General features: G+C 37.4%; 27 protein-coding genes. 15 read left to right on the top strand and 12 right to left on the bottom strand.

The genetic code is table 11. The annotated features are described in order from the left end of the window. The first annotated feature begins 5 nt into the window (after positions 1 to 5). The 5 genes from CLV96_RS10125 to CLV96_RS10105 all read left to right on the top strand — a co-directional run bounded on the left by CLV96_RS10125 (position 6) and on the right by CLV96_RS10105 (position 6,261). Positions 6 to 1,427, top strand: coding sequence for an SBBP repeat-containing protein (locus CLV96_RS10125; protein WP_243836454.1), 1,422 nt, complete (start codon positions 6 to 8; stop codon positions 1,425 to 1,427). 315 nt (positions 1,428 to 1,742) lie between these two features. Beyond that, entirely contained in the window at positions 1,743 to 3,041 is a 1,299-nt protein-coding gene (locus CLV96_RS10120; protein WP_243836453.1) for an SBBP repeat-containing protein, read from the top strand. 4 nt (positions 3,042 to 3,045) lie between these two features. Beyond that, the gene (locus tag CLV96_RS10115; RefSeq protein WP_004786493.1) at positions 3,046 to 3,678 is read left to right on the top strand and encodes a hypothetical protein; all 633 of its coding nucleotides are present in this window, start codon (positions 3,046 to 3,048) and stop codon (positions 3,676 to 3,678) included. 62 nt (positions 3,679 to 3,740) lie between these two features. Continuing rightward, positions 3,741 to 5,123, top strand: coding sequence for an MBOAT family O-acyltransferase (locus tag CLV96_RS10110; RefSeq protein ID WP_004787031.1), 1,383 nt, complete (start codon positions 3,741 to 3,743; stop codon positions 5,121 to 5,123). A 10-nt stretch (positions 5,124 to 5,133) separates the two neighbouring features. Continuing rightward, on the top strand, positions 5,134 to 6,261 hold the full coding sequence (locus CLV96_RS10105) for a DUF1574 family protein (protein ID WP_004784228.1): 1,128 nt from the start codon (positions 5,134 to 5,136) through the stop codon (positions 6,259 to 6,261). A gap of 20 nt (positions 6,262 to 6,281) precedes the next feature. Here CLV96_RS10105 and CLV96_RS10100 read toward each other — a convergent pair whose 3' ends face one another. The 3 genes from CLV96_RS10100 to CLV96_RS10090 all read right to left on the bottom strand — a co-directional run bounded on the left by CLV96_RS10100 (position 6,282) and on the right by CLV96_RS10090 (position 9,520). Then, entirely contained in the window at positions 6,282 to 8,009 is a 1,728-nt protein-coding gene (locus CLV96_RS10100; protein ID WP_040917333.1) for a hypothetical protein, read from the bottom strand. Between the two features lie 151 nt (positions 8,010 to 8,160). After that, positions 8,161 to 8,610: a DUF1554 domain-containing protein gene (locus tag CLV96_RS10095; protein WP_004786076.1), complete on the bottom strand. Its 450-nt coding sequence runs from the start codon at positions 8,608 to 8,610 to the stop codon at positions 8,161 to 8,163. Positions 8,611 to 8,818: 208 nt separating this feature from the next. Next, the gene (locus tag CLV96_RS10090) at positions 8,819 to 9,520 is read right to left on the bottom strand and encodes a DUF1554 domain-containing protein (protein WP_081581546.1); all 702 of its coding nucleotides are present in this window, start codon (positions 9,518 to 9,520) and stop codon (positions 8,819 to 8,821) included. A gap of 615 nt (positions 9,521 to 10,135) precedes the next feature. On the opposite strand from CLV96_RS10090, the gene CLV96_RS10085 reads away from it, so the two are divergent. Genes CLV96_RS10085 through CLV96_RS10075 form a run of 3 tightly spaced genes read left to right on the top strand, consistent with a single transcriptional unit; the run spans position 10,136 to position 12,506 of the window. Further along, positions 10,136 to 10,426, top strand: coding sequence for an NAD(P) transhydrogenase subunit alpha part 2 (locus CLV96_RS10085; RefSeq protein ID WP_035983036.1), 291 nt, complete (start codon positions 10,136 to 10,138; stop codon positions 10,424 to 10,426). After that, positions 10,426 to 11,823, top strand: coding sequence for an NAD(P)(+) transhydrogenase (Re/Si-specific) subunit beta (locus tag CLV96_RS10080; RefSeq protein ID WP_004786029.1), 1,398 nt, complete (start codon positions 10,426 to 10,428; stop codon positions 11,821 to 11,823). The genes CLV96_RS10085 and CLV96_RS10080 overlap by 1 nt, the downstream gene beginning before the upstream one ends. A gap of 11 nt (positions 11,824 to 11,834) precedes the next feature. Next, positions 11,835 to 12,506, top strand: coding sequence for a response regulator transcription factor (locus CLV96_RS10075; RefSeq protein ID WP_002977218.1), 672 nt, complete (start codon positions 11,835 to 11,837; stop codon positions 12,504 to 12,506). Between the two features lie 70 nt (positions 12,507 to 12,576). Here the strand turns inward: CLV96_RS10075 and CLV96_RS10070 are convergent, their stop codons facing one another. The 5 genes from CLV96_RS10070 to CLV96_RS10050 are packed head-to-tail and all read right to left on the bottom strand — an operon-like array spanning position 12,577 to position 18,994. Then, the gene (locus CLV96_RS10070) at positions 12,577 to 13,590 is read right to left on the bottom strand and encodes a tetratricopeptide repeat protein (protein WP_004787538.1); all 1,014 of its coding nucleotides are present in this window, start codon (positions 13,588 to 13,590) and stop codon (positions 12,577 to 12,579) included. Continuing rightward, entirely contained in the window at positions 13,580 to 15,190 is a 1,611-nt protein-coding gene (locus tag CLV96_RS10065; protein ID WP_004784604.1) for a cytidylyltransferase domain-containing protein, read from the bottom strand. Before CLV96_RS10065 ends, CLV96_RS10070 begins: the two co-directional genes overlap by 11 nt. Further along, entirely contained in the window at positions 15,165 to 16,715 is a 1,551-nt protein-coding gene (locus CLV96_RS10060) for a spiro-SPASM protein (protein WP_040917234.1), read from the bottom strand. Before CLV96_RS10060 ends, CLV96_RS10065 begins: the two co-directional genes overlap by 26 nt. After that, entirely contained in the window at positions 16,715 to 17,767 is a 1,053-nt protein-coding gene (locus CLV96_RS10055) for a putative peptidyl-prolyl cis-trans isomerase (protein ID WP_004786385.1), read from the bottom strand. Before CLV96_RS10055 ends, CLV96_RS10060 begins: the two co-directional genes overlap by 1 nt. Positions 17,768 to 17,779: 12 nt before the next feature. After that, on the bottom strand, positions 17,780 to 18,994 hold the full coding sequence (locus tag CLV96_RS10050) for an aspartate kinase (RefSeq protein WP_004786328.1): 1,215 nt from the start codon (positions 18,992 to 18,994) through the stop codon (positions 17,780 to 17,782). A gap of 104 nt (positions 18,995 to 19,098) precedes the next feature. On the opposite strand from CLV96_RS10050, the gene CLV96_RS10045 reads away from it, so the two are divergent. Further along, the gene (locus tag CLV96_RS10045; RefSeq protein WP_004787269.1) at positions 19,099 to 20,031 is read left to right on the top strand and encodes an acyl-CoA desaturase; all 933 of its coding nucleotides are present in this window, start codon (positions 19,099 to 19,101) and stop codon (positions 20,029 to 20,031) included. 10 nt (positions 20,032 to 20,041) lie between these two features. On the opposite strand, the gene CLV96_RS10040 is transcribed toward CLV96_RS10045, so the two are convergent. From CLV96_RS10040 to CLV96_RS10025, 4 genes are read right to left on the bottom strand one after another with little or no spacing between them, the layout of a single operon-like run. Beyond that, positions 20,042 to 20,551 carry a hypothetical protein gene (locus CLV96_RS10040; protein WP_004784840.1) on the bottom strand — a complete coding sequence of 170 codons (510 nt, stop codon included), beginning with the start codon at positions 20,549 to 20,551 and terminating at the stop codon, positions 20,042 to 20,044. A gap of 2 nt (positions 20,552 to 20,553) precedes the next feature. Further along, on the bottom strand, positions 20,554 to 20,862 hold the full coding sequence (locus CLV96_RS10035; RefSeq protein WP_004785692.1) for an LIC13255 family lipoprotein: 309 nt from the start codon (positions 20,860 to 20,862) through the stop codon (positions 20,554 to 20,556). Continuing rightward, positions 20,859 to 21,389, bottom strand: a complete 531-nt coding sequence (locus CLV96_RS10030; RefSeq protein WP_004784728.1) for a hypothetical protein — start codon at positions 21,387 to 21,389, stop codon at positions 20,859 to 20,861. The genes CLV96_RS10035 and CLV96_RS10030 overlap by 4 nt, the downstream gene beginning before the upstream one ends. After that, positions 21,379 to 22,359 (bottom strand): zinc-binding dehydrogenase, encoded by a 981-nt coding sequence (locus tag CLV96_RS10025; RefSeq protein ID WP_243836452.1) that lies wholly within the window; start codon positions 22,357 to 22,359, stop codon positions 21,379 to 21,381. The genes CLV96_RS10030 and CLV96_RS10025 overlap by 11 nt, the downstream gene beginning before the upstream one ends. 70 nt (positions 22,360 to 22,429) lie before the next feature. Between CLV96_RS10025 and CLV96_RS10020 the strand changes: the two genes are divergently transcribed. From CLV96_RS10020 to CLV96_RS09995, 6 genes are read left to right on the top strand one after another with little or no spacing between them, the layout of a single operon-like run. After that, positions 22,430 to 23,224, top strand: coding sequence for an MlaD family protein (locus CLV96_RS10020; protein WP_004785301.1), 795 nt, complete (start codon positions 22,430 to 22,432; stop codon positions 23,222 to 23,224). Continuing rightward, complete coding sequence (locus CLV96_RS10015) at positions 23,224 to 24,303, top strand: glycosyltransferase (protein ID WP_020776274.1); 1,080 nt, start codon at positions 23,224 to 23,226, stop codon at positions 24,301 to 24,303. The genes CLV96_RS10020 and CLV96_RS10015 overlap by 1 nt, the downstream gene beginning before the upstream one ends. A gap of 21 nt (positions 24,304 to 24,324) precedes the next feature. Continuing rightward, on the top strand, positions 24,325 to 24,543 hold the full coding sequence (locus tag CLV96_RS10010) for a flagellar FlbD family protein (RefSeq protein ID WP_004787348.1): 219 nt from the start codon (positions 24,325 to 24,327) through the stop codon (positions 24,541 to 24,543). Positions 24,544 to 24,546: 3 nt separating this feature from the next. Continuing rightward, a complete protein-coding gene (locus tag CLV96_RS10005; protein ID WP_004784282.1) occupies positions 24,547 to 25,329 on the top strand; it encodes a motility protein A in 783 nt (260 codons plus the stop codon). Positions 25,330 to 25,339: 10 nt separating this feature from the next. Next, positions 25,340 to 26,173: a flagellar motor protein MotB gene (gene motB / locus CLV96_RS10000; RefSeq protein ID WP_040917235.1), complete on the top strand. Its 834-nt coding sequence runs from the start codon at positions 25,340 to 25,342 to the stop codon at positions 26,171 to 26,173. A 1-nt stretch (position 26,174) separates the two neighbouring features. Further along, positions 26,175 to 26,702 carry a flagellar basal body-associated FliL family protein gene (locus CLV96_RS09995; RefSeq protein WP_004786009.1) on the top strand — a complete coding sequence of 176 codons (528 nt, stop codon included), beginning with the start codon at positions 26,175 to 26,177 and terminating at the stop codon, positions 26,700 to 26,702. The last annotated feature ends 3 nt before the right edge of the window (positions 26,703 to 26,705 follow it).

Raw genomic sequence — 26,705 nt, 5'->3', positions numbered from 1 at the left:
GTTCTATGAAAATGCGATTCGTTTTGTCTATTTTTATTCTGACAATCTTCTTTCAGTGCAGACAAAGCCAACTAAACAATTCTTCAGACTCCCATTCGAAAGCATACTTTGAAACAGCAATATGGAACTGTGTCATCACAACAGTACCTTGTTATGACATTAAACAACAAAATAGCGGAAACAAACAATGGACGCGGTTGTTAGGTGGGACGACCGCAGTCACGACTACCTCTTTAGCATCTGCAACTGATTTCGATGGGAATACTTATATCGCAGGGAAGGTGGATGGAGCCTTGCCAGGGCAAACAAAAGTATCTTCAGGAACTAATACGGATCTTTTCCTCGCAAAGTATAACTCGAAAGGCGTTCTGCAATGGATTCGACAAATGGGATCATCCAGTAACTATCATTCTGATATTCAGTCGATTCATGTAGATGTTTTTGGGGATGTCATTGCAACTGGGTTTACTCAAGGCTCTTTCGAGGATTATACATCAACTGAATATGGTTTAGTGCTATTTAAGTATTCTCAGTCAGGGGAAAGGCTTTGGACTAGAATATTTTATGCAAATAGTAGTTCAGACATTGCCGGAGTGGGAATCACTTCTGATCTACAAGGAAATATTTATATTGCCGGGCATACTGAGTTAACAAACATAAATGGGGAAGTAGCCGCAGGACTTTATAATCTTTGTATTTTTAAATACGATCGAACGGGGACTTTATTATGGAGTCGGTTGTTAGCAGAAACTCCAGGTAGTCTCATTTACGGATATAAAATTACGTACGATAGTTATTCCAATCAAGTTTATGTCATTGGACATTCAATAGGACCAGGGACCTTTTTAGGCCAATCCATTGGTAGTACACAAGGAAGTTTTATTGCTGCATTCAGTGTTGATGGTGTAAATACTTGGGCAAAAACTCTGGGCCAAGCAGGTACAAGCATTTTTGCACGAGGTATTGCTTCCGATAAAAGAGGATCAATTTACTTCACTGGTGAATTGAGTGGAACACCTATAGACGGTCAAACTTTTTCAGGTGCAACCGCAGAGGTACTCATAAAATTCCAAGTGAATGGCTTTCGAGAATGGACAATCCTTCGTGGAGCTGGTGCGAGTACATCAACGAATGCTCGTGGAGTTTATGCAGACAATTCAGGTAATGTCTATACCGTCGGATGGACAACGGGGAATCTTTCTGGAGTTAGTTTGAATGGAACTCAAGATGTTTATTTGTCTAAATATCATTTTAACGGAAACTTAGAATGGACAAGGTTATCTGGTAGCACCTTGGTAACATTAGATGGTATGGCGTTGTCTTCAGATCGATTGGGAACCATTCACCTTACTGGCGGAACCACAGGAAATTTGGATGCACAAACGAAAACAGGGACAAAAGATGCATTTGTCATTCAGTATAAGTAATATTGGGTAAAAAATATTTATAAATAAATAGATCCCTTTAATAGTTTTATTCCATCGCAAATATAAATTTCCAAAAAGGAAAAACTACCTACAATAAGGACAAAGATCGATTGAATTAAGAATGACAAATCAATATCAAAGGTCAATTAATGTGATTATTATTTGTATAATATTAAGTTGATAGGATATCGTGAACGAATGCGATCTTTTGGGTTTTTATTAATTATATTTTTTTTTCAATGTAAGGCCCTGTCGTTTAATAACCCTTCCGATTTAAATACAAACGCTTTTTTAGAGACTCAATTGCTTCGCTGTATGATAGAAGATCGTGATTGTTGGGAAATTCCCCAAGATAACCAAGGAGTCAAACAATGGACGCGATTATTAGGGCAAGCTGGTGGATATGAAACTTGGTCACAATCTAATATTGCAGAGCGAAATGGATTTGTATATTCTTACGGCACTACGACAGGATCATTACTGAACCAACCGAGAGTATCACCAACAACAGATTATAACGATGTATTTGTAGCAAAATATGATCGTGATGGAAATATAAACTTTATAAAACAAATGGGTAGCACTGCTATTTCTAATACTTATGTTGAAGTAATTCATATTGATGTCTTTGGTGATCTGTATGCTGTCGGAAGTTCAAATAGTCCATTTAATGAATTACCGGCAGTTGGTGCTGGTAGTTTACTCATCAAACTTAACTCTTCGGGAAATGTTATATGGACAAGAATTTTCCCCACAGGGAGTGAAACTTTAGGATCAGGAGTCACGACGGATCCAGAAGGAAATGCCTATATTACCGGAAACACGGAAGAATCAACTATCAATGGTGAAACTTCTGGTGGAGGTCGGAAAATTTTTGTATTTAAATACGGTAGAAATGGAGAATTTATTTGGTCTAGGTTAATTGGTGAAACTAATTTTGAGGCCTATGGCCAACAAATTCAGTATGATCCATATTCAAAAAATATTCTAGTTACTGGAACTGTCGCTGGTGTCGGTTTATTTTTAGGAAAGGCGTTGCCAGGTGGATTGACGGATTCCTTTATTTTATCTCTAAATACAAACAATGGTGCCGTCAGATGGGTCAGTTATCTTGGAGTTTCTGGGGGAACTGTGGTAACCACCTTGCGTGCATTATCTGTAGATAAAAAGGGATCTGTCTATCTAGTTGGAGATGTGAATGGTAATATAGATAACCAGGCCAAAGATGGAGCTACTGTGCAAATTCTTGTAAAATATAGTGTAGAAGGTGAAAAAATCTGGACTCGTCTTTTGGGAGGAGGAGGCACATCACTCACTAATGGAAGTCAAGTATTTGCTGATAATGCATTCCATATATATGCTACTGGGTATACAACCGGTAATGTCGGTGGCCTTACTCGCATTGGAGTGCAAGATGCTTACCTGAGTAAATACGATCACATGGGTAGCTTAATTTGGATCCGAACTTCGGGAAGTAGCGGTTCAACATTGTATGGAAGGGGAATCTCTTCAGATAGGTATGGTACTTTGTATTTTTCAGGTGCAACTAGTGGAAGTTTCGACGATCAAACCAAACAAGGAACACACGACTCATTTCTAATCCAATATAAATAGAATTATGTATTTTAATAAGATACAAAAAGGACTCATTTGCCTTATCTTCCTCATTTTTTTTGTTCATTGTGATCACAAACAAAAACAAAATAATGAACTCCTATTCACTTTATTAAAACCATCTTTAGGAATGTTTGGTGATAGTATCATGGCTTTTTGGCCGGCAGAGGAGCAATTAAAGCCCTTTGTGATTGTCAAAAATGCATTTCCAGTACGTCCATCATCAGAGATTTTAGAAGTCGCAAAAAATGATCAGTTACATTATACGGCCTGTTTGTATAATGCAGGAATAAATGATTTTTTAGGAAATTTTACACCGCTAGACTCTCAAATTCAAAATACAATTAACAATCAGTTACAAACAATTGTGATTCTACAAAATCGATGTGAGCACCTGTTAGTTTTGAACGTTTGGTACTTAGAATTTCCTTGGCCTTCAGAAGCTGCAGTGCGGCTAAACAAGGCAATGAAAGAAAATATATTTTCTGTTCCACGCTTAGATCCTGAAAGTTATATTAAAAAATCAGATCTTTTGGATGGAGGTCATCTAACAGATATTGGATACAATAAATTGGCCAAATTAACGTTGGAGCATTTTCGGACTAAAATTCCTTGGATTGATCTCTTGCCTAAGTGATAAAATGTATTTACACTAACCTAAGGTATGGAAACAATTAACCAATAATTAGGATATTCGAAGTGTTATTTAATTCATTAGTATTTGTTCTCTTTTTTGTTGTTTTATACACTGTTTATTGGCAGCTAAATTCCAGATTTCAGAAGCTAACAATTCTACTGGGTTCTTTGATATTTTATGGATATTGGGATGTATTTTTTTTAGTTCACTTCCTCCTTATCGTATTCATTAACTTTATATTTTATCATTTCTCTAACTACCAATTCAATAAAACAAAAATTACACTCGTAGTCATTTTAAACATGTTGAATTTGGTGTTTTTTAAATACTTCTATTTCCTCATTAACATAGTAACCGACATTTTTGGATTTCAACAAATTATAGAAGTAACAACAAAACTCCCCAACATCATCCTTCCACTTGCCATTAGTTTTTACACATTCCAAATTTTGGCATTTCAAATCGATGTGTATAGAGGAAAAATTAAATCCAAAGTTTCCTTAGAAGATTTTACAATCTTTATCATGTTTTTTCCGCAGTTGATTGCTGGACCAATCATGAGACATACAGATTTTTTTAAACAGTTACATAGTAAAAAAAGATTCCTCGAACTACCTTATAATGCAGGTGGATATTTGATTCTACTTGGCGTTTTAAAAAAAGTGATCATTGCAGATAATATTTCTCCCATCATTGAACCTTTCTTTAGTCATCCAGAAAATTTCGATACGTTCAGTGCATTGGTATCTGTTTATGGTTTTGCCATTCAAATTTATTGCGACTTTTCTGGTTATTGCGATATTGCCAGAGGATTGGCTTTGTTGTTAGGGTATGATATTCCCGTAAACTTTAATGCACCATATTTCTCAACATCCCTAAAAGAGTTTTGGCAAAGATGGCATATCACACTTTCGCAGTGGTTACGAGACTATTTATATATTGCGTTAGGTGGAAATCGATTCGGAAATTTTAGAACATATTTTAATTTACTCATTACGATGATTCTTGGCGGTTTATGGCATGGTGCAAACTATACTTTCCTAGTTTGGGGGGCCTTACATGGACTTTATCTTATCATCGAAAGGGTGATTACGAATAATAAACCGAATGCTCAGAATGTTTTCATTCAAATTTTCAAAGGTTTAGTTGTATTCCATCTTGTTTGTTTAGCATGGATCTTTTTTAGAATCGAACACATCCGGGACATTCAATCCATCGTTCAGAATTTGGTTTCTCAGAGTGGAGCCAGAATGCCTGAAACTCCAAAGTTATTTAGATTAATTGCCGTTGGATTTTTATTACATACCTATGAATACTTCCAATCTCGATTGAGTTTAAAATTTGAATACAGAAAGTTATTGTTACCTGGACTAGCACTATTGTGTGGTGTGTTAGTTTTAACATTAGCTTCAAATTCAGCACAGTTCATTTACTTTCAGTTTTAGGAATACTTTTATGATACTTAAAAAATTTAGGATACTGTTATTATTTCTCTTTTTTTTCGGATTAGATAAAATCATTTTAATCCCTTCCGTTAGAAATTTCTTAACAGAAGAAAATATTGGAAATCCTTACGTAGAATCTTTTAAGAATATTTCTGCTTCTTACCTTGAAGATCCCAAGTATCAGGATAAAAAAAAGATTTGGGCCTTTGGAACTTCTCGTTCTTTTATATTTTATCAATTTGCAACTTCTGATTATAACCACCATTCAGATTTCATTAGTGAAAATCAGAAAAAGAGTTTGGATGAGTATAAGTTTTTTGGATATGCTGCCCCTGGTTCCAATCCATTAATTTATTATACACGCTTCAATCAATTGATGGACAAACAATATAAACCAGATGTTGTTTTTCTGGAAGTATCCGCTTTTTCTTTTAACAAAAAGAACCGCTTTTATAATATAACTTTATTAGAAGGAATGCCTCTTGAATTTGCCATTCAATATTTTAATGAATTGCCATCTGATTTTGCAAAAGAATATTTCTTTTCTCGATTATTTTCATTAAGTCGATATAAAATTTCAACAAAAGCAATTTCTACAAATCTTTTCGGAACCAAAGATAAAAATGCAGAATTACTTAAGAATTTTATGCCTACGAACCAGATGTCTGTGGATCCATTCGCTAATGCCTTTGATACAAAAACTAATAGAGAAGAATTACCATACTCACCTGATAGTTTTAATGACTTTTACTTAAAGCCGGCAAATGATACAGATACTTATTTAAAAACTGTGATGTTAGTTGATGTTCTTAAAAATGAATTTTATGGAAACTATTCATTGAATGAGGACAATTTATTCTTTTTAGAAAAAATAATCGAGAGATGTAAAAAAAATCAAATCCCTGTTGTTTTATGGATTCCTAAAGTTCATAAAAATTTAACAAACTTTTATGTTGCATCTACATTTTATTCATCCTGGAAATCAAAGATACAATCACTCGCAAATAAAACTTCTACGAGATTTGTTGATTTAAACGAAGAAGGAAAAATTCGTTGCGATTATTTTCAAGATGCAGCTCATCTATCGGGACGTTGTATGCCTGAGATAAATTCTGTTCTTCTGAATCTTCCTAAGTAAGTCTGAATGGACGTTTCTTTTTAACGTCGCCATTTTGCCGGTCGGGAAAAGTTTTTGGTACGTCCCGGTTTGACATGAAACCTTGATCCTGTATTAAATTTTGGTGCATTAAACCGGGCGTTATTGAACTTAAAGCGGCCAGGTTTGATATCCATTTTTCCTTTTGGTATGTAAGTCCTTTCTTTTAAGAGAGATAGTAGTCCGCTGAGGTCCATTTCTGCACTGGCTCCTCCCCCGCCACCACCTCCTGCAAGTTCTTCATCCTCTTCTTCTTCCTCATCATCCTCATCATCCTCATCATCCTCATCGTTGTCATCATCATATTCGTTCGTGTTTCTTTTCTTTTCACCATTCACGGCGACATCTAATTCAAGTGGTTTGGGTTCTATATATTTGGATTGGAATGTAATGTTAGGATAAAAATCTAAAATACTTGTTTCTGCTAACTTTGGTAAAACTTCTAAGTTTGTTTCATTTGGCAAACTTCTCGATAGAATATAAATTTGACTTTGGGATTTAAAACAAGAAAATACATAATATTCTTTTTTAAACTGATCTTTCTCTACATCCGGTTTCGCAATTTCTAAAGTAAAAGTATATGTTCCATCCCGATATTCAGACAAATAGGATTCGTGAATGATTCCAGATTTTGGATAGTTCTTCTTAATTTTATCAATGAGGTTAGTCGTTATAAATGTTTTTAGTGTTTTTTCAATTCCGTCGGTGATGATATCGGAATGAATTTTTTGATTCACATTGATGGCTTGGATTTTAAAAAGTCCGTGAATTGGATCAAAAAAACTAACATTTCTTTTGCCGTCGCGAATGACAGCAAATCTTGTATCCACAGGGATTTGCGTTGTAAAAAGATTAGAATCAGAAATATAAGTTCCACCTAGGACATCGCCATACACAGGATTTAATCGTTTGATGGGCAAAGGTTGGCTATTTTTGTTTTCTAAGGCAGCTAAGAATTGATCTTTTGTATGATCCACAAAACGATAATCTTTGTTATAGTTTTCTACTTCATTAAAAAAATTAAATGTTGGCAAAAGAAGCCAAGTAAGAACTCTTCTATAGCCAAACTTATATGTCGTTAGAGTCGGTGCGGTTTCGAAAGATCTTCTTTTGAATACGGTAAAATAATGATTTTCATAGTTTACTGTTGGAATGATTCCGAGAGAAATTAAAAATAAAATAAGGTTATAGTTATCCTTTTCCCTTCTAACATAATACAAATTATAGTAAGTGTCACAGTTTTCTACCTCACGAAAGAGATTCGAAAGATCGTCTGCATAGAGGAAAGTATCTGCATCGATGATTTCAGCATATTTGAGTAGTGTTTTTTTATCTTGGGGATCTGCCGTCATATTTTGAATTGTTTTGAATCTTTCGAAGGACTTATCTGTACGAAACGATTCTAATTCTTTGGTGTAAGGCCAAGACTTAGGAATTCCATGAATTTGTTTGATATGTCTTGTATTTGAATTTTTAAGTTTTAAATTGGTTCGAATATTTTCTATGAACTGTGTGTCAATGAGTGGAAGGTTTGTTTGTGTGAATTCATTGGAAGAATCAGATTCTTGGAATTTTAAATTTGAGAAAAAACAGGATGTTCCTGTTTCTCCGAAGAGGTTTCCCCCTTGCGCAATTGGGATTTCTCTCGATTGGTTTGGTGATACACGAGTGTGATACCAACTGACCTGGCAATTGAGAAGGAAGATGGGGAAAAACAAAAAGGATTTCATATTGGGAACCACCAAAGAGGGTACTGGTTCCCATAATTCTGTCAAAACAATTTAGGAATGTGTTTTTCTATCGAATCTTTGGTTTTAACATCATTGTTCTACGCAGATGAGTTTTCCTGAGAGAGTTGTCATGGTGGCAGCATTGGCCCAACTATCTACAAAAACTAGAATTTAACTCTGAATAGTCGCCATACCAACCATTCCCAGTTCCAGACCAATCTGTAAAGGCATGCCCACTCGTCCAGTCTGTACTAAGTCCAGTGACCACTGTGTAACTTCCATAAAGTTGATTTTGTTCAATCGTATTCGTTTTTAAAACCCAATTGATCTGTTCTGAGGTACCACTGGAACAATTCGCAGTTGAACATGCTCTTCTCGTGGTACCATCGGAAGCCATAGCTTTGTACGACGCACTTGTACAATGTGAAGCAAAACCAGTAATACCTGCGTTGTAGGGAATGATACTGTTGGTAACAAAGATTTTACAAAATACACTGCTTGTGTAGGTCACTGTGGAATTAGAGTTAGAGTTGTTATTTGTAACAAGAGCAAGTGCACTGGTTGTTATCGTATTGTCTGAGTTTTTTGCCTCACAAGACATGAGTGTCAAACACTCTAGGGTAATTAGGATTCATGTAACATTTAGTAAGGAATTTGAGAAATTTCTAAAATATTTCAAACTAGTACTCCATACTTTGGGTAATACCCAAAGTGGTTCTGCCAAGATTAGTGTTCTTGGCAATTGCATTCATTAGTCTGATAGAATAGTTTATGTTTATCATTTACTAAAAAACTATTTTATCTGATTTTTATTGTTCCACACAGATTGCTTTCCCTTTATAGACATTTCCAACCATAGTATTACAATTTCTTGAATTTTCTGCAAAAGTTCGGAAATCAGCATAAAGATATGCTCCTGTCATCGCATTTCCAATTCCTGTCCAATCAGAACAATCATCACCAGGAGTCCAGTCTGCATTTACACCCGTGAAAACATGATCACTAGCTCCATCAAACATATCTGGATCAATTACATTGGTCAGTGAAGAAACAAAAATACCATTGGCATTTGTAGTTGCGATGATTGTGGTTCCATCTTTTCGTTTGTATTGTTGGTTCGGTTTGAGAACCCAATCAATGTTTTCAGACGTTCCACCTGAGCAATTTGCTGTAGAACAGGCCCTTCTTTTTACTCCATCTGAAATCAATGCTTTGTAGGTATGACTACCTGATGGTTTATTTGCCGAATTGTTACAGTGATTATCAAAGCCAGAAATACCTGCATTCATAGGAGCAGTTGGATTTGAGATGAATATTTTACAAGTCCCCGTGGTTGCACAGGAAGATGTTGCTGAACTACTAGAAGAAGAACTGTTATTAGTAACGAGTGCAAGTGCACTGGCTACGGCCGTATTGTCTGAGTTATTTGGTTCACAAGAGACAAAAGTGAAGCAGATAAAACTAACAATGATAAGTTTAATATCCGATCGGAAATTTGATAAGTCTTTCATTTTTAGCAAAAAAATTCTCCAATAAAAGGGTAATCCCCAGAGTTGCTCGGCAAGAGTCGACTATTTGGGAGAACAAGTCAATTTATTTTAGGGAAATCCTTAGTTATTTTTCCTCCCTACAATCGAATTATAAAAATACGAATGGTGTTTCTTGTTCTTGAATGATTTTGTATCTTAGCGAAGTCCCTACAGATTGATGAAAAATTCGTCAAATTAATGTTATAAGAGAGAAAATTGTGTTTAAATGTCCTTCAACTGGACAATCTAACTTCAATTTTTTGATAAACTAAATGTGATATATTTCGTATAATATTTGTTTGGTTTTATTTCTCGGGTGTTATATTCTTTTTTTGAAATCTTTTACATAAGTTCCAACCTAACTTTAAGATTCAAAACGATTGTATTCGGAAAATATCCTTTTTTGCATCTGTGGGGAGTGGAAATCTTAGCTTTGCAACAGCTGATCCTGCGGTTTTGATTCTACTTTCGATTTAAGAATCGCAATCATTTCCCTGGAAATCAGGTTTGAAAGCTAGGATCAGGCCCCAGTTTGGGTAAAATTCCTGAAAATTTTGTTTCCAAAATGGCCATTTTTTCCATAACTACTACTAGTTTATGGAAATATTTGTTACAGCCGTCACGATTTTCGTCCTAGCGATCTTCGTGGGATTTGAAATCATCACAAAAATCCCTCCCATCCTCCACACCCCTCTTATGTCGGGTTCCAACGCCATTTCCGGCATTACCTTGATTGGTGCGCTTTATGCTGCCGGGATCCAAGAGAGCAATATCACCAAAATTTTGGGACTCCTCTCTGTTATTTTTGCTACGATCAACGTAGTGGGTGGGTTTCTAGTAACTCATAGAATGCTCGGAATGTTTAAGAAGAAGGACGCACCTAAATAATGGAACTAGTCAGTATTCTTAATCTTTCTTACCTTGTTGCTTCCATCCTTTTTATTGTTGGAATCAAACAGTTGGCTCATCCTAAAACAGCAACCAGAGGAAATTTACTCGGTGCTTTGGGTATGCTCATTGCAGTTGTTGCCACTCTCTTTGACCAAGCCATCTTAACGTATGATTGGATTCTTGTTGGGGTTCTGATCGGATCACTCATCGGAATCATTTTGGCCATCAAAATCCAAATGACTGCTATGCCACAACTTGTGGCCGTCCTCAACGGATTTGGTGGGATTGCATCTGTTTTTGTAGCTGGTGCTGCCTTACAACTTTCCATTCCCAAATATGCATTTGCAGTCAACTACCAAGAGATTGTTTCCATTGTATTCTCTGCCATTGTTGGTGGGATTACCTTCTCTGGAAGTTTTATCGCCTTCGGTAAGTTACAAGGTTTTATTACAGAAAAAGCGGTTCGTTATCCTGGCGACCAACTTGTTAAAATCTTAGTTGGTCTTACTGCTGTTGGACTTGGTGTTTATGGATGTTTGGTTCCAACCGATGAATCCATTTATTGGATTCTCAGTGGTGTGAGTTTACTTCTTGGTATCTTCCTTGTGATTCCAATTGGTGGAGCCGACATGCCAGTCGTGATCTCTCTTCTTAACTCTTATTCAGGGATTGCCGCATCTGCAACAGGATTTGTTCTTAATAATAATGTTCTTATTATTTCGGGTTCCCTTGTAGGTGCCTCTGGAATTATTCTAACACAAATCATGTGTAAAGCGATGAATCGTAGTTTGACGAATGTACTCTTCGGAGGATTCGGGGCTGTCGCTACAGAAATGAAAGATGATGGCGATTTTTACTCTGGTAAAGTCAAATCGACAAGTGCTGAAGAAGTGGCAATGTTGTTAGATGTCGCACGAAGTGTAGTGATTGTCCCTGGTTATGGTATGGCTGTAGCGCAAGCACAACACACAGTACGTGACTTATACCAACTTTTAACCGCACGTGGTATTGATGTTACATTTGCAATCCATCCAGTGGCAGGTCGTATGCCTGGTCACATGAACGTTTTACTTGCAGAAGCAGATATTCCTTATGATCGATTGAAAGAGATGGACGAGATCAATAGTACTTTCGAAAATGTTGATGTTGTGATAGTCAATGGGGCGAATGACGTAACAAACCCTCTTGCAAAAACAGATCCAAAGTCACCAATTGCTGGTATGCCTATTTTGGATGTTGGAAATGCTAAGACAGTTGTTGTGATCAAACGATCCCTTAGTCCAGGATTTGCAGGAGTGCCCAACCCACTCTTCATTGCTGACAACTGTTTGATGTTGTTTGGCGATGGTAAAAAAGCAACACAAGAGATGATCACAGCTTTAAAAGAATCTTAGAGCCGGAAAATATGAAGAAACAAGTCTATATCGTTGATGACCACCCTCTTGTAGTAGATGCACTACAAAACCTAATTGCTAAATCGGAAGATTTAGAGTGCATCGGGAGTGCGGATAACATTGAAAAATCATTTAATGATATAGAAAAACTGCAACCAAGTTTGGTGTTAATCGATATCCAACTCAAACAAAACCAAAATGGTTTGCAGTTACTCAAACGTCTTAGAACAACTTTTCCAAATATTGCCGTCATCATCATCAGTATGTTGACGGACGATACCTTTGTGGATCGTGCTTTTAAATTGGGTGCGATGGGTTATGTTTTTAAAGAAGATACAACCACACAAATTGTAGAAGCCATCCACACTGTGCTTAAGGGAGATTATTTTGTTAGTTCGTCCCAGGCAACTCGACTGCTCGGACATTTATACAGAGCTTCCCAAAAAGACGAAAAAGATCCCATCGACAGATTGTCTAATCGTGAATTGGAAGTGTTTCTCATGATTGGGGAAGGGATGCCGGTCAAAGAAATTGCTGCCAATATGGGTCTTGCTCCTTCCACCATTGAAACTTTGCGTTCCCGTATTAAATCCAAACTCAGCATCACTGAGAACGAAAAACTAATTCGTGTGGCTGTGGAATGGAAATACACCCAAGCCAAAACGGATATCGTCGTTTCGTAATTTTTGAACTCAGTATCTTAAAAATTAGAATTTACTCTTTAAGTTTCAGATTCTAATTCTTAGAAACAAATTAATAACGAAGTTTGAAATAGTGATAGAGTAAATCTTTTCCCTCTCGGGAAGAGAGTAACATTCTATACGCTTCCGCAATTTTTGATTCGTTTTGAGATTGTTTTTGGATGAAATGAAAGAAGTCGTTGGCTCTTTCATCATAACCTAAATTTAAAAGTAAGTTTAAATAAAAACTTTGGTCATATTCGTCAGCAAACGGTGAATAGGCGATTGGACGAAGTAGATTTTCTGCATCTCTCCACTTACGAATTTCAAAGTAACATCGTGCATATATTTTTTTTTCTCGCCATCCGAGGACTCTTTGGTTTTTTAAATAGGTGAGAGATTTTTTTGGATCTTTTTCGGTTAAATATACTACGCGGCCCATTAAATGGGATGCTTGGATGTGTCTTGGATCTTGTTCCAAAATGGTGGCGAGTTCAACTTTGGCTTTTTCCGTTTCATTTAGTTCTAAATAAGTTTTTGCCAAAATGAGTTTTGCTTCATTGTAGTTTGCTTTGTATTCTAAAGATTTGTTCAAAGATACAATGGCATTGTTGTAATCTTTTAGTATATAGTAAGCAAGACCTAAGTTATAATGATAAAAAGGGTTGTATGGGGAAATTTGATTGGTTTCCATCCAAGTATCTTTTGCTTCGGACCAACTATCTTCCTGGGCATAAATCATACCGAGTAAAAAACTTGCAGCTTCATGGTTTGGTTCTTTTTTGAGAGCTTTGTTTAAACTTTCTTTTGCTTCTTGCCATTCCATTCTAGAATACAATAAACTTCCGTTTAAATAGTCATATTCAGAATAGGATTTATAAACTTCTGATTGGATTTTTTTCCATTCTGTGTCAGCTAAAAGAAATTTTCCATAACGAAGTGCATTGATGATATTGCGACTGACTTTTTCCAATTCAATCTTTGCATTGATTTCGATGGTTTCTTTATCTTCTGTTTGAGTCAATATAGGATTTGTGAAGAGTAAAAGTAAAAAAGCGAAGAATAAAATTTGTATTTTAGCTTTCATAAATTGATTCTAACCATTTCAAAATTTTTAAGTGAGCATCGCGAACTAATTTTATTTTTATATTAGGAAAAACATCTGGAAATTGATTGTTTCCCTCTAATTCAGATAAAGATCCTAAATAGGAAATTCCTAATTCTTTTTCGGCAAATTTACCCAAAGATTCGTGTATAGCTGTGATTCCAAACAAACAAACTTTTTTACCATTGGATAGAGATTCCATCATCGTTTGGCCAAAGTATGTAAGAATAACGTCAGAAATTTGAATTTGCTTTAAAAATTCAATATAAGAAACTCGAGGGATGTACTGGACTATTTTTTCTATTGGCGGGGTTCCTCCAATTCGAACCAATGAACTTATGTTAGTTTTTTTAGTAGAAACATTGGAATTCAGAAATTGCAATAGATAACGATCGATTAATTCTGATTCTTCTTTTCCTAAACTACCAGCATATACAAGAACTTGTCCAGGAATGGTTATTTGGTTCCAATCCAATTCAGAAAGTGGAGAACTAAAATACGAAACAGGATCTCCTGGTGTAAGAGGTGACACTGGATTTGGTAGAAAAAAACTAGAATTGGATTTGTTTGGTAAATGGTGGAGATTATCGATATAAAACAAATTATTTAAGGGAAATTCATTTTCTCTAATATCTAGAACCTGCGGTAAATCTTTGGATTGGAGGTCTGGTTTGTCAGATAGTAATATATCAAATCCATTCATCTCCAAAAATAGAGACAAAGATTTGCATCGTTCATAGTGTCCACTTCCAAAGAGGGAAGGTTCGCCATAGACAATGCGTACCGGTTTGGATTTTCGATCTGCTTTAGGTAAGGGAAAGGTCACTTGTTCCACAGAGGCATTGACTAAAAAAAATTCTGGTTGGTCTTTTGCCAACTGAATCACTTCTTTGGCCCCAAACAATGGATCTTTGGTTCCTAATTTTTCCCACAACAAACAAACGAGTTCGTAATCTTTGGATTCATCGACTGTGATTCGAAGGGTACTTGGATTTAAATCAGTGAAATGATTGAGATGTGGCGCCGACAATCGGAATTGTTTATGGATTTCTGGATGTTCTTTGATATGAAGAGAGACATGTTCTGTATGTCGTTCGGGTAATGGACCTTCTACATCAAACAAAAGAGAATCTGCTGAAAAACATTCTACCCCCATTCCCAAAGGCAATCCAACCATAGATAAACTATAATATGGATCCGAAATATAAGTGATTGCTTCATACAAATATCGGATGGATTCTAAATCAATAAATGGATTATCTCCCGTTAGGCGAAAAATATGTTTCGCTTTGAAATGATGGCAAGCCTTTCGAAATCTATCTCGAACGTCAGATTCCGATCCAACAAAATATTGGTAGTTTTTGTTTTGCAAAAATTCAATTAGTTCTCTGTCTCCTTCAGGAACTAAAAAAACAATCTGTTCTCTAGGAAAGATAGTGGTAAGGCGATTGTGGATATGATCAAGAACAGATGTGTTTGTATCTTCCGGAATGGACTTTAAAATTTTTTTAGGAAATCTGGTGGAGCCTAGTCTTGCCTGAATGAAGGCAAAACAATCACGCGTTGAAAGTATACCACTCATCACAATTCAAACAAGGCGCAGGAATTTTATCGTGCTCACCAAGAAAGCTATTTTTAAAAAAATCTAATCCTTTTTGCCAAATAGCACCGAGAGATTCTTTATATAAATTTCCTATGATTTCTGTTTGGTTTTGTTTGCAAATGGAAACAGAACCATCAACAAAAACGGACAAATCACGAACCAAATGCCAACAAAAATCTCTGTGAATCGGTGTGAGGTCACTCACTCGACGTTCAGGGAGTTTATTCGCAAAAGTATTGTATTTTTGTAAGATGATATTAATTCCTTTTTTTTCAAAAAAAGTAAAATAAGGATCAATCTCTTCTTCCACTTCCTTCATTTTGATCATCTGAACGTGCAATGATTTGTTTGAAAGTATTAACGAGAGTTTATCGATTGTGACGAGGACATTTTCCAGTTCAGATTTTCCGTATAAAGATTTGTAAACATCTGGTTTTAACGTCGTTACATTTACGATGACACAAATTTTCTCTTTTTCCGATGGATTTAAACTTTCTATCAGGGACAACAACGATTCTGTGTTTTTGTAGAGAGCTGTTTCGATGATCAGTTCGGAAAGCGTTTCTAATTTTAAAATTTCTAAAACAACGTTTTTAAAATCGGGGTGGAGGAGAGGTTCCCCATTTCCTGTAAGACTAATGGTGATGGGTGAAGTCAGTTCTTCATTGAGTTTGGAAATGGTTGATTTTACTTCCGTCAAAGAAACAAAACTTCCATCATTTGTTAAATCGGAGAACTCGCGCGGACAAAATGTACACTTAAGCTCACAACCTTTATAAATTTCCCATTCTAAATAAGAAGGGGCACTACGAAACAGTTGTGGATTTTCTTTTAATTTGGAAAGAAGATTTTCATAAGTTAAATCTTCTCCCAAAGGCAATAGTCCTTGGATGAGAGTTAAGGAACGAAAAGAGGAGAGTCGAAAGTCCAAACGAAGTTGGCGAAGATCAGGTGCTTTGTAAAAAATATCCACATCATATTGGTTAATATTTTTCAGGAAATACGAATGTATATCGGTTGCCAAAGTATCGGGTAAAGAAGTTAAAAATTCACGAGTGATGATCGTGGGTGTAAGTCCAGGTGGTAAGTTTTCTGAATAAGAATACTGGCTAAAAAAGTTCCGATGTCGATCCCATGCTGTCTCTGTTAGTCTGGAATCTAAAAGTGGAGAGATCCCAGTAAAATACAGAAAACAAACTTCATCCCAATCTGGGTCTTTATACTTTGATTCTGGTAAAAGTTTGCCTAATTTAAGGAGAAATTCATACTCTTTGGAAACATCTTCGTGGACTATAAATTGGTTTTTTACCGTAGTCGAATTTATTTTTTCAGAAAGTAAATTGTTTGTATTGATATGAATTTGAATTTTGGGAAATATTTTAGAAAGGCGATGTACAAATTCTTCTAACAACTCTGGTTTAAAATTTTGATTTAGAAATTGAATGGATTGGTTATCCAAATAGACAACCGCAAAACTTGGATTATAGTCCTTACGGTTCATCATTAGTCTATATTGTATTTTTCTTCCGGATTGCTAATGTTATATTCTTTCATATAAATAGGATCAAAGATGGAGATAGATGAATTTTTTCGTGTGTTGGAAACCCATTCTTCAAAAGAAGTTTGTTCTTTCTCTCGAAATAAAAAACCTTGGATTCCTTTTCTAACAGCATCTAAAGGAGTGGGTCGCATTCCTTCAATGAAAACTAAACAATAACGTTTGCGATCATCTCGAAACACTTCAGAAATTTTTCCAGCTCCGCCTACTTGAGTCAATACAGAAGCTGTAGTGGGTTGAGATTTGTAAAGTTCAAAGGTTGGAACCCAGTTGACGAGTCCTCCGTTCAAACGATACCGAGATTCATTTCTTGGACCTGAAGCAACAAGTTTAAAGAAAGAAGGATCTTTTAAAGATTTGTTTCGAATTTCAGTGAGTTCGTTAAACACTCTTGTTTCTTCATCAATGGATGAATTTGACGGTGAAAAAACAATTTCCCTAAATTTAAACTCAGATCCTACTTTCGCCTTATTCTTGTTATACCATGATTGTACTTCTTGTTCAGAAGGTAAGGGAGGGCTTACTTTAATTTGTAGAAGTTGGCCTTTTTTAATTTGGTATGGTAGATCTTCCAACCAAACATCATAAGGTAAATTAAACTGAGTTTGGACGGACTTTTTGAATTGTTCGAGGTCGCTAATTCCTTGTGCTTCCATCCTTTTTTGGATTTCCGCTTCGATTCGTTTTTCATTTACTTGGATGGATTCTTCATCTGCTGCATTGTCCACCACAGCTCGATCGATTAGAAAATCGACTACTTGGGAATGGAGAGATCCTTTTTTGCGATAATTGGGAAAAAAACGAGATAAGTTTTTGTAACGTTCTACACCTTCCTCATAATCCAAACTAGAAATAGATTTGGGTCCAACGATGACTAGAACGGAATTTAAAGATTCGTAAGAACTTAAACTGATGATCGGAGCAAAAAAGAGGCTAAAAACGAAAACCGATGCAAAAAATAAAATCAAAAGTCGAGGCATTCGAAGTCTTTTTTGCATACGGTCGTAAATTTACCCGATGAACGTGGTATGTAAAGCCTTTACTGCATCTTCCGCTTGGTTTTGTTTGATGACGCAGGAAATTTTAATCTCCGATGTGGAGATCATTTCAATATTGATGTTTTTTTCAGCAAGTGATTGGAACATCTTAGCTGCCACCCCTACATGGGATTTCATGCCTACACCAACAGCGGAAACAATAGATATGTTTTCATCAATCTCAGCTTTACCATTTCCATGGTCTTTCGCATAGGCATCAATGATTGGTTTTGCGGCGGAAATGTCTTTTTTGGCAATGGTGAAGGAAATGGTATTGATTCCGTCTCTTGGAGATGATTGAACAATCACATCCACAATCACATCTTTGTTTGCTAATTGAGTGAATAACTCTGCAGCAATTCCTGGTTTGTCTTTTACATCGGCAATGGTAACTCGAGCTTGGTCACCTTTTGCAGTGACTCCACTCACTTTCATTTTTTCCATAATTTTGTCCTCACTCATCACTAAAGTTCCCGGTTTGTCGTGGAAACTGGATCGTACGTGGATGACCACGTTATAGTTCATACCTAATTCAACACTTCGAGAATGAAGGACTCCAGCCCCAAGGCTTGCGAGTTCTAACATTTCTTCATAAGTGATTTGTTTGTGCATCTTTGCTGTTGGAATTTTTCTTGGGTCAGCAGTGTAAACACCATCAACGTCTGTATAAATTTCACATTCATCGGCTCCAAGGGCAGCAGCAAGAGCAACAGCAGAAGTATCACTTCCCCCGCGGCCAAGGGTAACAATGTTTTCGTCTTTATCGATTCCTTGGAAACCAGCAACAATTACCACCTTTCCTTTGTTAAATGCCTCATCAATTCGAGAACGATCGATCATTTCGATCTTTCCATTGGAGAAGTTTCCATCGGTTAGGATTTTTAATTGAGAGCCAGTAAAAGATTGTGCTGGTACTCCGATTTCATTCAGAGCAATGGCAAGAAGAGCAATCGAGACTTGTTCACCTGTCGAGAGCAACATATCCATTTCTCGTTTGGGAGGATTTTTAGAAATTTGGTCAGCAAGGTCGACAAGTTCGTCGGTAGTATGTCCCATTGCAGAAACTACAACGGCAACTTTTTGGCCTTCATCGTGGTAACGTTTGATACGTTTGGCCACATTTTGGATTTTAGTGGTGTCACCAACGGAGGTTCCACCGTATTTTTGGACAACGATTTTCGATGACATGGGTATATGGACAGGGTGCTACAGGCAAATCGGGAATCAAGTAGAATGAATTTTTTTGCAACCAAACGCCATTAGGAGACTCCAATAGGTATAGGTTTATTTGCATGAATTCTTCGTCTACCGTTGAGCCAGTTGTCAAAGAACAGGCTCCTTTGCTTTTTCTAATTTTGTTCTTTTTGGTCCAGGCTACGGTTCTTACCGTTTTCACTGTTCCCTTTTCTTGGTCTCTGGTGGGGGTTGCCCTTGGATCCTATTTCCTTCGAATGTTTGGAATCACTGCCGCTTACCATCGTTATTTTTCTCATGCTTCCTTTAAAACATCCCGAGTGTTTCAATTTGTTTTGGCTTGGATTGGGGCTATGTCCATGCAAAAAGGTCCCCTCTGGTGGGCGGCTCACCATAGAAACCACCATAAGTATTCGGATACGGAAAAAGACATCCATTCTCCCAGCCGAAAGGGATTTTGGTATTCGCACATGTTTTGGTTTTTGCGGAACGATTACAACGATTATGAAGCCAAACTCATTCCTGATTTTTATAAATATCCTGAGTTACGTTTTATAGATCGTCACCATTGGATAGCGCCATTGTCTTATGCCGTCTTACTCTATTTAGTGGGTGGATGGGCTTGGCTCGTTTATGGATATGCAGTTTCTACTTTCTTTTTAGGCCATGCTACTTGGACGATCAATTCTCTTTCCCATGTGTATGGTTCGGTGCGGTATGACTCACGCGACACTAGTAAAAATAATTTTTGGTTAGCTCTTATCACGATGGGAGAAGGTTGGCATAACAACCACCACTATTACTGTTCATCGGTAAACCAAGGTTTCTACTGGTATGAAGTGGATGTCTCTTATTATATTTTAAAAATACTCAGTTGGTTTGGAGTTGTTTGGGATTTAAAAAAACCACCAAAAAAAGTTTTGGATGAGGGTATCATCCGTGATCGCGAACAAAAAGCAACAAAACAACTATTAAAAGAATCGAAACAATCTTCTAAGATCAAAAATAAAGCAGAAGTATTGTCTATTTAAAGTATAGTTGTTATACCCCTAATCGTTTTCTTATATCTGCCGGGATACTTTGGATGGAATCGTATTTTTTTTTCTTTCCACCCGGCAGAGAAACATAATAGAACCCATTGATCATTTCTAGAAAATAGTCCTCTCCTTTTTCTCCGAGGGAACGATTATCTAGTTCCTTTACCATTTTTTGGTATTTAGTAGGTAGGAGATTCCAATTCATATAATTGGTAACTACACCTTGGTCATTTACTGTATATGCACCATCTTGGTGGAGGATTTTTGTTCCATTGTAATCGAAAACTTCCATCACTTTTAAATTGGTATCTTTGGATTGTTTGGAATCTTTTTTTGATTTGTTTGAAGTTTGGCTGGAAGGATCCTCCAAGCCATTGTTTTGTTTTGTTTTTGAACTTGTGGAAGTTTCTTTTTTTCTCAGTTTTCCGAATACAAGTAAGAAAATGCCAGCTAACGCTAGTGATGCGAATAAAAAAACTTCCGCAGTTGATAAATCAAATAAATACCGCCACATAACTATCGAAAACTCGTACTAATTGCTTTGCAGGAGTCAGGAAGATAACCTTCCGTATTCCATGTGTTACAGTCTGTCAGTTCGATTGCCTTAAAACAAAGTTTTAATTCGTCAATTTTAACTCTGCCAAGCACCAATGCACCAGGAAGTTTGTTTGCCCCGCAGGATGAATTTTTTAAAGCATAGGATTCAAAAATCTTTTGGTTTCCTTCTTGTGGGGAATAAAACAAATCATCTCGATTTTGAATGCATTGAAAGTTGGTTCCAATGCTAAATAGAAGGGCAAAAATCCCAAGGTCGAAAAATTTCATTTTTTAAGTTTGATCCGAGAAACTTCTCTCACGGGAATAGGAAGTTTCCCAAAAGCACTATCTACTTGTACGGTTCCATAAATTTCAAACTCTGCATCTTCCCCGCGCCTTGCTGCATCTGACAGTTGTTTTGCTAATGAAAGAAGTTTTGGAAGAATGGAGCCTTTTTGTTCGGGGACAAGTTTCAAAACAACCAAGGCTTCAGAGTTTGGTTCTACTTCGAGTGATGTTTCATTTTGGAGTTTTCCAATGTATTCTTTTCCTTTCGGAGTCACAAGTTCAATTTCCAAATCAAATTGGTAGATAGAAACTTTGGTGTTGTTAGGATTGACTACAGAAATTTGCGGATACAAATCCACCAAAGGAATTAATGGAAAACTAGGATTTGGTTTGAGGTCAACACGAACATCCACCAAATCAAACTGACATGCCTTTAAGCTTTCTAAGTTCTTTTTTGTATCACTTAGACAATAGACAAAAGTGAATGAAAAAAGAACTAAAGATAAAAATAAATATCTACGGACCAAATACTACCTTCCCTTCGGTCATATGTTGTTTGTAAAATTCCAAACCTTCTTTATATTCTTCAAACTTGAAGCGTTTGTTGATTTTAGTTTGGAAAACGGTTTTTAAAAATTTTTGGGCTTCTTTGGCTTGTTTCTGAAATTCTTCTAAACCAATTTCATAAATCCAGGAAGACAACCAAAACCCTTCGATCTTTTTGTTTTGGAAAAGTATGATCCCAGAATTCACTGCAAATGGTTTTTCGGATAAGGCTCCATAACAAACTACCTTAGATCCATAAGGCATACATTCCACAAGTGACTGTGCTGTTTCCCCTGCCACTGCATCGATGGCGTAAGTGGCATTTAGTTTTTTTGAGATTTTGAATAAATCTTTTTGGTAGTTAGGAGAGGTGGAGTTTAGAATGTTTTCTGCACCAATTTCTAAAAGGTTATCTTCTTGTTCTTTTTTTCGCACAATATTAATGAGTGGGATTCCACGTTCTTTACAAAGTCGGACTACCATTTTACCCAAAGCACTGGCAGCAGCCGTTTGGATCATGGCGGGATGACCTTCTTTCGAACATTTGGAAACCATGGCCCAAGCAGTCATTGGATTTACAAAAAAGCTAGATCCTTCATCGAGGCTCACTCCATCAACTAACGGCAAACAGTTGTCTTCCGTAGTGATCATGTACTCGGCCCAAGATCCGTCATTTTGCGGTGCCACGCAAGATACGTTCATTCCTACTGTTAAAGTTTTGATGGCACTTCCCACAGCATCAACAATTCCGCTGGCTTCAAATCCTGCAGAGACTGGTGCTTTTTTTTTGAATCCATACAGTCCACGGATGAACATCAGATCAGAAGGATTGATCGGCGAAAGGTGGATTTTGATCCTGACTTCGTTCTCTTTCGGTGTGGGAACTTCTTTTTCACGGAGTTCCAATTGAGGTTCGGATTCGTCGTATTTGAGGATGGTGACTGCTTTCATCTTCTCCCATTCAGTCATTTAAAATCTGCTTGCCAACTCTTTCTTTGAAAGGAAGAATTTTAAGTCTGCCGTGAAATCAAAAAAGTTATCAAAGGAATCCCTCACTGGGATCGTTTTTTTTTCTATTTTGGTCTTTGCTTTTTTCACTACAGTCATTGAGCCAGATCGACCCGCAAAAAAATACCCTTATCGGTTATCTTTATTTTATTCTCGCATTGATGGAATCAAAGAAGGAACCGAGGTTCGAATTTTAGGAATCCAAAAAGGTTATGTTGCACATATCGATTCTAGGCCACTGATGGATGTTCCCGATCGTCGGTTCCTCGACCATAACATAGATCATGCGATAGAACTTCACATTGCTTTAGAAGACCCGTTAACCCTTTGGGATAACTATGAAGTGGATTTTCAAACCATTACTTTGTTTTCAGGAAGGATCATTAATATCAACCCTGGTAGTTCAGATGGGAAACGTCCATTTTTTAAACCTACGTTCCGTGAAGGAGAAAAATCACCCGACTATTTGCCTTCTGCTCGCTATTTTGATGATTTTTTCAAAGCCACTTCCGCCACGATGGAAGAAAATCGGACAGACCTCAGACAAATCACATTGGATTTTCGTTCCATCTCCGATAAATTAAATCATACAGAAGGAACAATTCCCAAATTAATTGGGAGTACAGAAATGTATGATGAACTTCTTGCGACTGTGAAAGACGCAGAAACCATTGGAAAAGAAGGAAGACGTTATATGGAAAGTTCACGGAATTTAGAGAACACCATGCCGATTCCATTTTTAATCACAGCATCGTATTACGGACGTACAACGCCAATTACGGGAAGAAGGATTGGACCACAAGAATAATGAAAGTTGCAATTATACATGATTGGCTCACCGGTATGCGCGGTGGTGAAATCGTACTCGATAGTTTATTAAAAGCATTTCCAGAAGCGGATTTATTTACTCTTTTTTATTCCAAAGGGAAACTAAACGAAAGGATTGAAAATCGAAAGATCACAACAGCTTTTACAAACAATCTTCCTTTCAAAGAAAAGTATTATCGTTATTATTTACCAGTTTTCCCCACTGCGATTGAATCATTGGATTTAAAAGGGTATGATGTGGTGATTAGCTCTTCCCACTGTGTGGCCAAAGGAGTCATCCCTCATCCCGATACCTTCCATTTAAGTTATATCCATAGCCCTATGCGGTATGTTTGGGATATGTATTATGATTATTTTCCCGGCAGAAAGGGATTTAAGTTTTTTCTTTTACAATCCATTGCCAACTATCTTCGTACTTGGGATGCGGCTTCTTCCAACCGCGTGGATTATTTTACATGTAACTCGCATTTTGTGGGAAGGCGTATCCAAAAGTATTACCGTCGTGATTATAAAATTGTGTATCCGCCCTGTTTACCCCAAGACTTCCGAGTTCACGATGTTTCCAAAGATGATTATTATCTGATGGTTTCCGCCTTTGCTCCTTATAAAAAAATTGATCTTGCTATTGAAGCCTTCCGAGAAAATGGAAAACCTCTGATCCTTGTAGGTGGGGGCCAAGAAGAGGGGAAACTCGTCAAAAACCTTCCCAAAAATATCCTTTGGAAAAAGGGACTCCCTCGAACGGAAGTGATCGAACTTTACAAAAAAGCTCGTGGGTTTATCTTTCCGGGGATGGAAGACTTTGGGATCACTCCTGTCGAATCGCAGGCCTATGCCACTCCCGTCATTGCCTACGGGAAGGGAGGTGCTTTGGAGTCAGTCAAGGAAGACAGAACTGGGGTATTTTTCAAAGAACAGACGGTAAAATCCTTAAACGAGGCCATCCAAAGGGCCGAAAAGATCCATTTCAAACGTGGGGATTTCCAAAATTCCATCAATCGATTTACGGAAGAAAAATTCGTAAGCGAAATTCGAAAGGTAGTCGATAGACATAAATAGAAATCTCTGAAGGGGGATCTCTTGGTCATTTTACATCGACTCAAAGGTGCGGAATTTGTTCTCAATGCAGATTTGATTGAGACCATCGAAGCAAATCCGGATACGATCATCACTCTTGTGAATGAGAAAAAATTCATTGTACAAGAGCCTGTTGCGGAAGTTGTGGAAAAGGTAATCGCTTACCAAACAAGAATCCATAATCTCCCTCGAGTGAGTGAAAGAAGGCCTGAGGAAACATAAGAAATGGATATAGCTACAGTCATTGGTTTGGCCCTAGGTGCGGCCTTGATGTTACTAGGGGTTGTCTCGGGGGGTCTTGCGCTCACCGACCTTATCGACATTCCCTCGGTGATGATTACATTTGGTGGGGCAGCTGCCGCCACGATCATTTCCTTTCCTTGGACATCTACCATTGGAGTGGGAGCTGTTACCAAAAAAGCCTTCCAAAACCCTCCCTCAGATTTACCTGGACTCATCACGACACTAGTTAGTTTTTCTGAAAAAGCTCGTCGTGAAGGTTTACTTGCCTTAGAAGATGATATCAACGAACTACCAGAAGAATTTTTAAAGAAGGGAATCCAACTCGTAGTGGATGGAACTGACCCTGAACTGGTTCGAAATATTATGGAAACCGAAATTGGGAACACAGCCACAAGACATGCTTATGGACGTTCTTGGTGGGATGCTTACGCTGGTTTTGCGCCAGGGTTCGGAATGCTTGGGACCCTTGTGGGTCTTGTGGGGATGTTAAAGAACTTAGGTGGTGGTGATGCGAGTGCCATCGGACAAGGTATGGCGACAGCCCTTATTACGACATTATACGGATCACTTGCACAGAACTTATTTGCTGCACCGATTGTGAGAAAACTCACCAGACGATCTGAAGATGAACTTGTGATCAAACAAGTGATGGTGGAAGGAACTTTATCGATTCAATCTGGGGACAACCCAAGGATTGTAAAAGAAAAATTGGCGAGTTTCTTAACTCCTGCAGAACGAACTGCACTGAAAGACGACGGAGATTAATATTTAAATCATGGCGTCTAAAAAAGAAAAATGTCCTGAGTGCATCCAGAAAGTTCCCGAGTTCATGGCGACTTACGGGGACATGGTGACACTTCTCCTTTGTTTCTTTATCCTTTTGTATACAACAGGGAAAACAGATGCAAAGGAAATGCAGATCATTTTATCTGCGTTCAAATCCACTACAGGATTTTTCACTGGGGGACAAACACTATCCAAAGGATCTTTGGAAGAGATGGGAATGCAAATTGAGTCCCTTCCTTCCCAAGTGGTAGGACGTAACCTTTCCAAATCAAAAAAAGATGCTCAAGAAGTGTTTAAACCAGAAGTAGAAGCAGGAAAAGTTCGAATTTCGGAAAACGAAAGAGGGCTTGTGATTTCTCTTGTGGGTGCTGATTATTTTTATCCAGGATCTGCCATCCTTACACCTGCCATTCGAGAGACTTTGCGAAAAGCAGCAGGCCTTATCAAAGGACTCGAACGATTTGTCCGAGTGGAAGGACATAGTGATGATGATGCTGTCAATCCTGTAAACCGTCCTGGTCGTGAAGAACGTGAATATATTAATAACTGGGATTTGGCGGGAGCAAGGGCAGTGAATGCTACCGTCTTTATGATCAATTCAGAAGAAATTGAACCTAGTTGGTTCCAGGCAGTAAGTTTTGGATCCTACAGACCTCTTGTATTGGAAAATGAAGGTACTCCGGAAGCTAAAGCTTTCAACCGAAGAGTGGATATCATCATCCTAACCGAGAAGTCTACCAAACGAGCACCAGGGGAAAGTAAATACGGACTCCCTGACACTCGTTTACCGAACACTGAAACAAATGTAGAAGGAGAATTTTAACATGGGTGACCGTGAAGTAGATGAAGAAGAAGGTGGGTTAGCCGAAGGTAGTACCGCCTCCACAGGGATGTCCCCCATTGTAAAATGGTTATTGTACATTGCTGCTGCCATTTTCGGGATTATCATTGTAACCGTTATATCAATGTTTGTTGCGCAAAAAACGGCAACAAGTGTGTTCAAACAACAAAAGAATATTTCTCTTGTGAAAGCTCCCCCTCCTTTGGAAGTTTACACATTTCAGGAAGAATTTAGAGTGAATACTTCTGACGTTGGTGAATCACACTTTGTTAAGTTAAAGATGTCTCTTGGGTTTGAATCGGGACAACCTGCTCTTTCTGCGGAACTAGCAGCACGTGTGGCTCAAATGCAAAACATCATTAACCTTGTCATTGCACGTAAAACAAAAGACGATTTAAAATCCATTACTAACCAATTGGATTTACGTGAGGAAATCAAAGCCCACTTAAATCATATTTTGACCAATGGAAAAATCAAAGAAGTTTACTTTACCGAGTTCTTGGTAAACTAGGAC

Source organism: Leptospira meyeri, from assembly GCF_004368965.1.
Classification (GTDB): Bacteria; Spirochaetota; Leptospiria; order Leptospirales; family Leptospiraceae; genus Leptospira_A; species Leptospira_A meyeri.
This window is presented reverse-complemented; position numbering and strand designations above follow the sequence as displayed.

Coding starts and splice junctions, on each gene's coding strand:
- CLV96_RS10125 (WP_243836454.1), top strand. CDS start 6: ATGAAAATGCGATTCGTTTTGTCTATTTTTATTCTGACAATCTTCTTT.
- CLV96_RS10120 (WP_243836453.1), top strand. CDS start 1,743: ATGATAGAAGATCGTGATTGTTGGGAAATTCCCCAAGATAACCAAGGA.
- CLV96_RS10115 (WP_004786493.1), top strand. CDS start 3,046: ATGTATTTTAATAAGATACAAAAAGGACTCATTTGCCTTATCTTCCTC.
- CLV96_RS10105 (WP_004784228.1), top strand. CDS start 5,134: ATGATACTTAAAAAATTTAGGATACTGTTATTATTTCTCTTTTTTTTC.
- CLV96_RS10100 (WP_040917333.1), bottom strand. CDS start 8,009: ATGAAATCCTTTTTGTTTTTCCCCATCTTCCTTCTCAATTGCCAGGTC.
- CLV96_RS10095 (WP_004786076.1), bottom strand. CDS start 8,610: ATGTCTTGTGAGGCAAAAAACTCAGACAATACGATAACAACCAGTGCA.
- CLV96_RS10090 (WP_081581546.1), bottom strand. CDS start 9,520: ATGAAAGACTTATCAAATTTCCGATCGGATATTAAACTTATCATTGTT.
- CLV96_RS10085 (WP_035983036.1), top strand. CDS start 10,136: ATGGAAATATTTGTTACAGCCGTCACGATTTTCGTCCTAGCGATCTTC.
- CLV96_RS10080 (WP_004786029.1), top strand. CDS start 10,426: ATGGAACTAGTCAGTATTCTTAATCTTTCTTACCTTGTTGCTTCCATC.
- CLV96_RS10075 (WP_002977218.1), top strand. CDS start 11,835: ATGAAGAAACAAGTCTATATCGTTGATGACCACCCTCTTGTAGTAGAT.
- CLV96_RS10070 (WP_004787538.1), bottom strand. CDS start 13,590: ATGAAAGCTAAAATACAAATTTTATTCTTCGCTTTTTTACTTTTACTC.
- CLV96_RS10065 (WP_004784604.1), bottom strand. CDS start 15,190: ATGAGTGGTATACTTTCAACGCGTGATTGTTTTGCCTTCATTCAGGCA.
- CLV96_RS10060 (WP_040917234.1), bottom strand. CDS start 16,715: ATGATGAACCGTAAGGACTATAATCCAAGTTTTGCGGTTGTCTATTTG.
- CLV96_RS10055 (WP_004786385.1), bottom strand. CDS start 17,767: ATGCAAAAAAGACTTCGAATGCCTCGACTTTTGATTTTATTTTTTGCA.
- CLV96_RS10050 (WP_004786328.1), bottom strand. CDS start 18,994: ATGTCATCGAAAATCGTTGTCCAAAAATACGGTGGAACCTCCGTTGGT.
- CLV96_RS10045 (WP_004787269.1), top strand. CDS start 19,099: ATGAATTCTTCGTCTACCGTTGAGCCAGTTGTCAAAGAACAGGCTCCT.
- CLV96_RS10040 (WP_004784840.1), bottom strand. CDS start 20,551: ATGTGGCGGTATTTATTTGATTTATCAACTGCGGAAGTTTTTTTATTC.
- CLV96_RS10035 (WP_004785692.1), bottom strand. CDS start 20,862: ATGAAATTTTTCGACCTTGGGATTTTTGCCCTTCTATTTAGCATTGGA.
- CLV96_RS10025 (WP_243836452.1), bottom strand. CDS start 22,359: ATGAAAGCAGTCACCATCCTCAAATACGACGAATCCGAACCTCAATTG.
- CLV96_RS10015 (WP_020776274.1), top strand. CDS start 23,224: ATGAAAGTTGCAATTATACATGATTGGCTCACCGGTATGCGCGGTGGT.
- CLV96_RS10005 (WP_004784282.1), top strand. CDS start 24,547: ATGGATATAGCTACAGTCATTGGTTTGGCCCTAGGTGCGGCCTTGATG.
- motB (WP_040917235.1), top strand. CDS start 25,340: ATGGCGTCTAAAAAAGAAAAATGTCCTGAGTGCATCCAGAAAGTTCCC.
- CLV96_RS09995 (WP_004786009.1), top strand. CDS start 26,175: ATGGGTGACCGTGAAGTAGATGAAGAAGAAGGTGGGTTAGCCGAAGGT.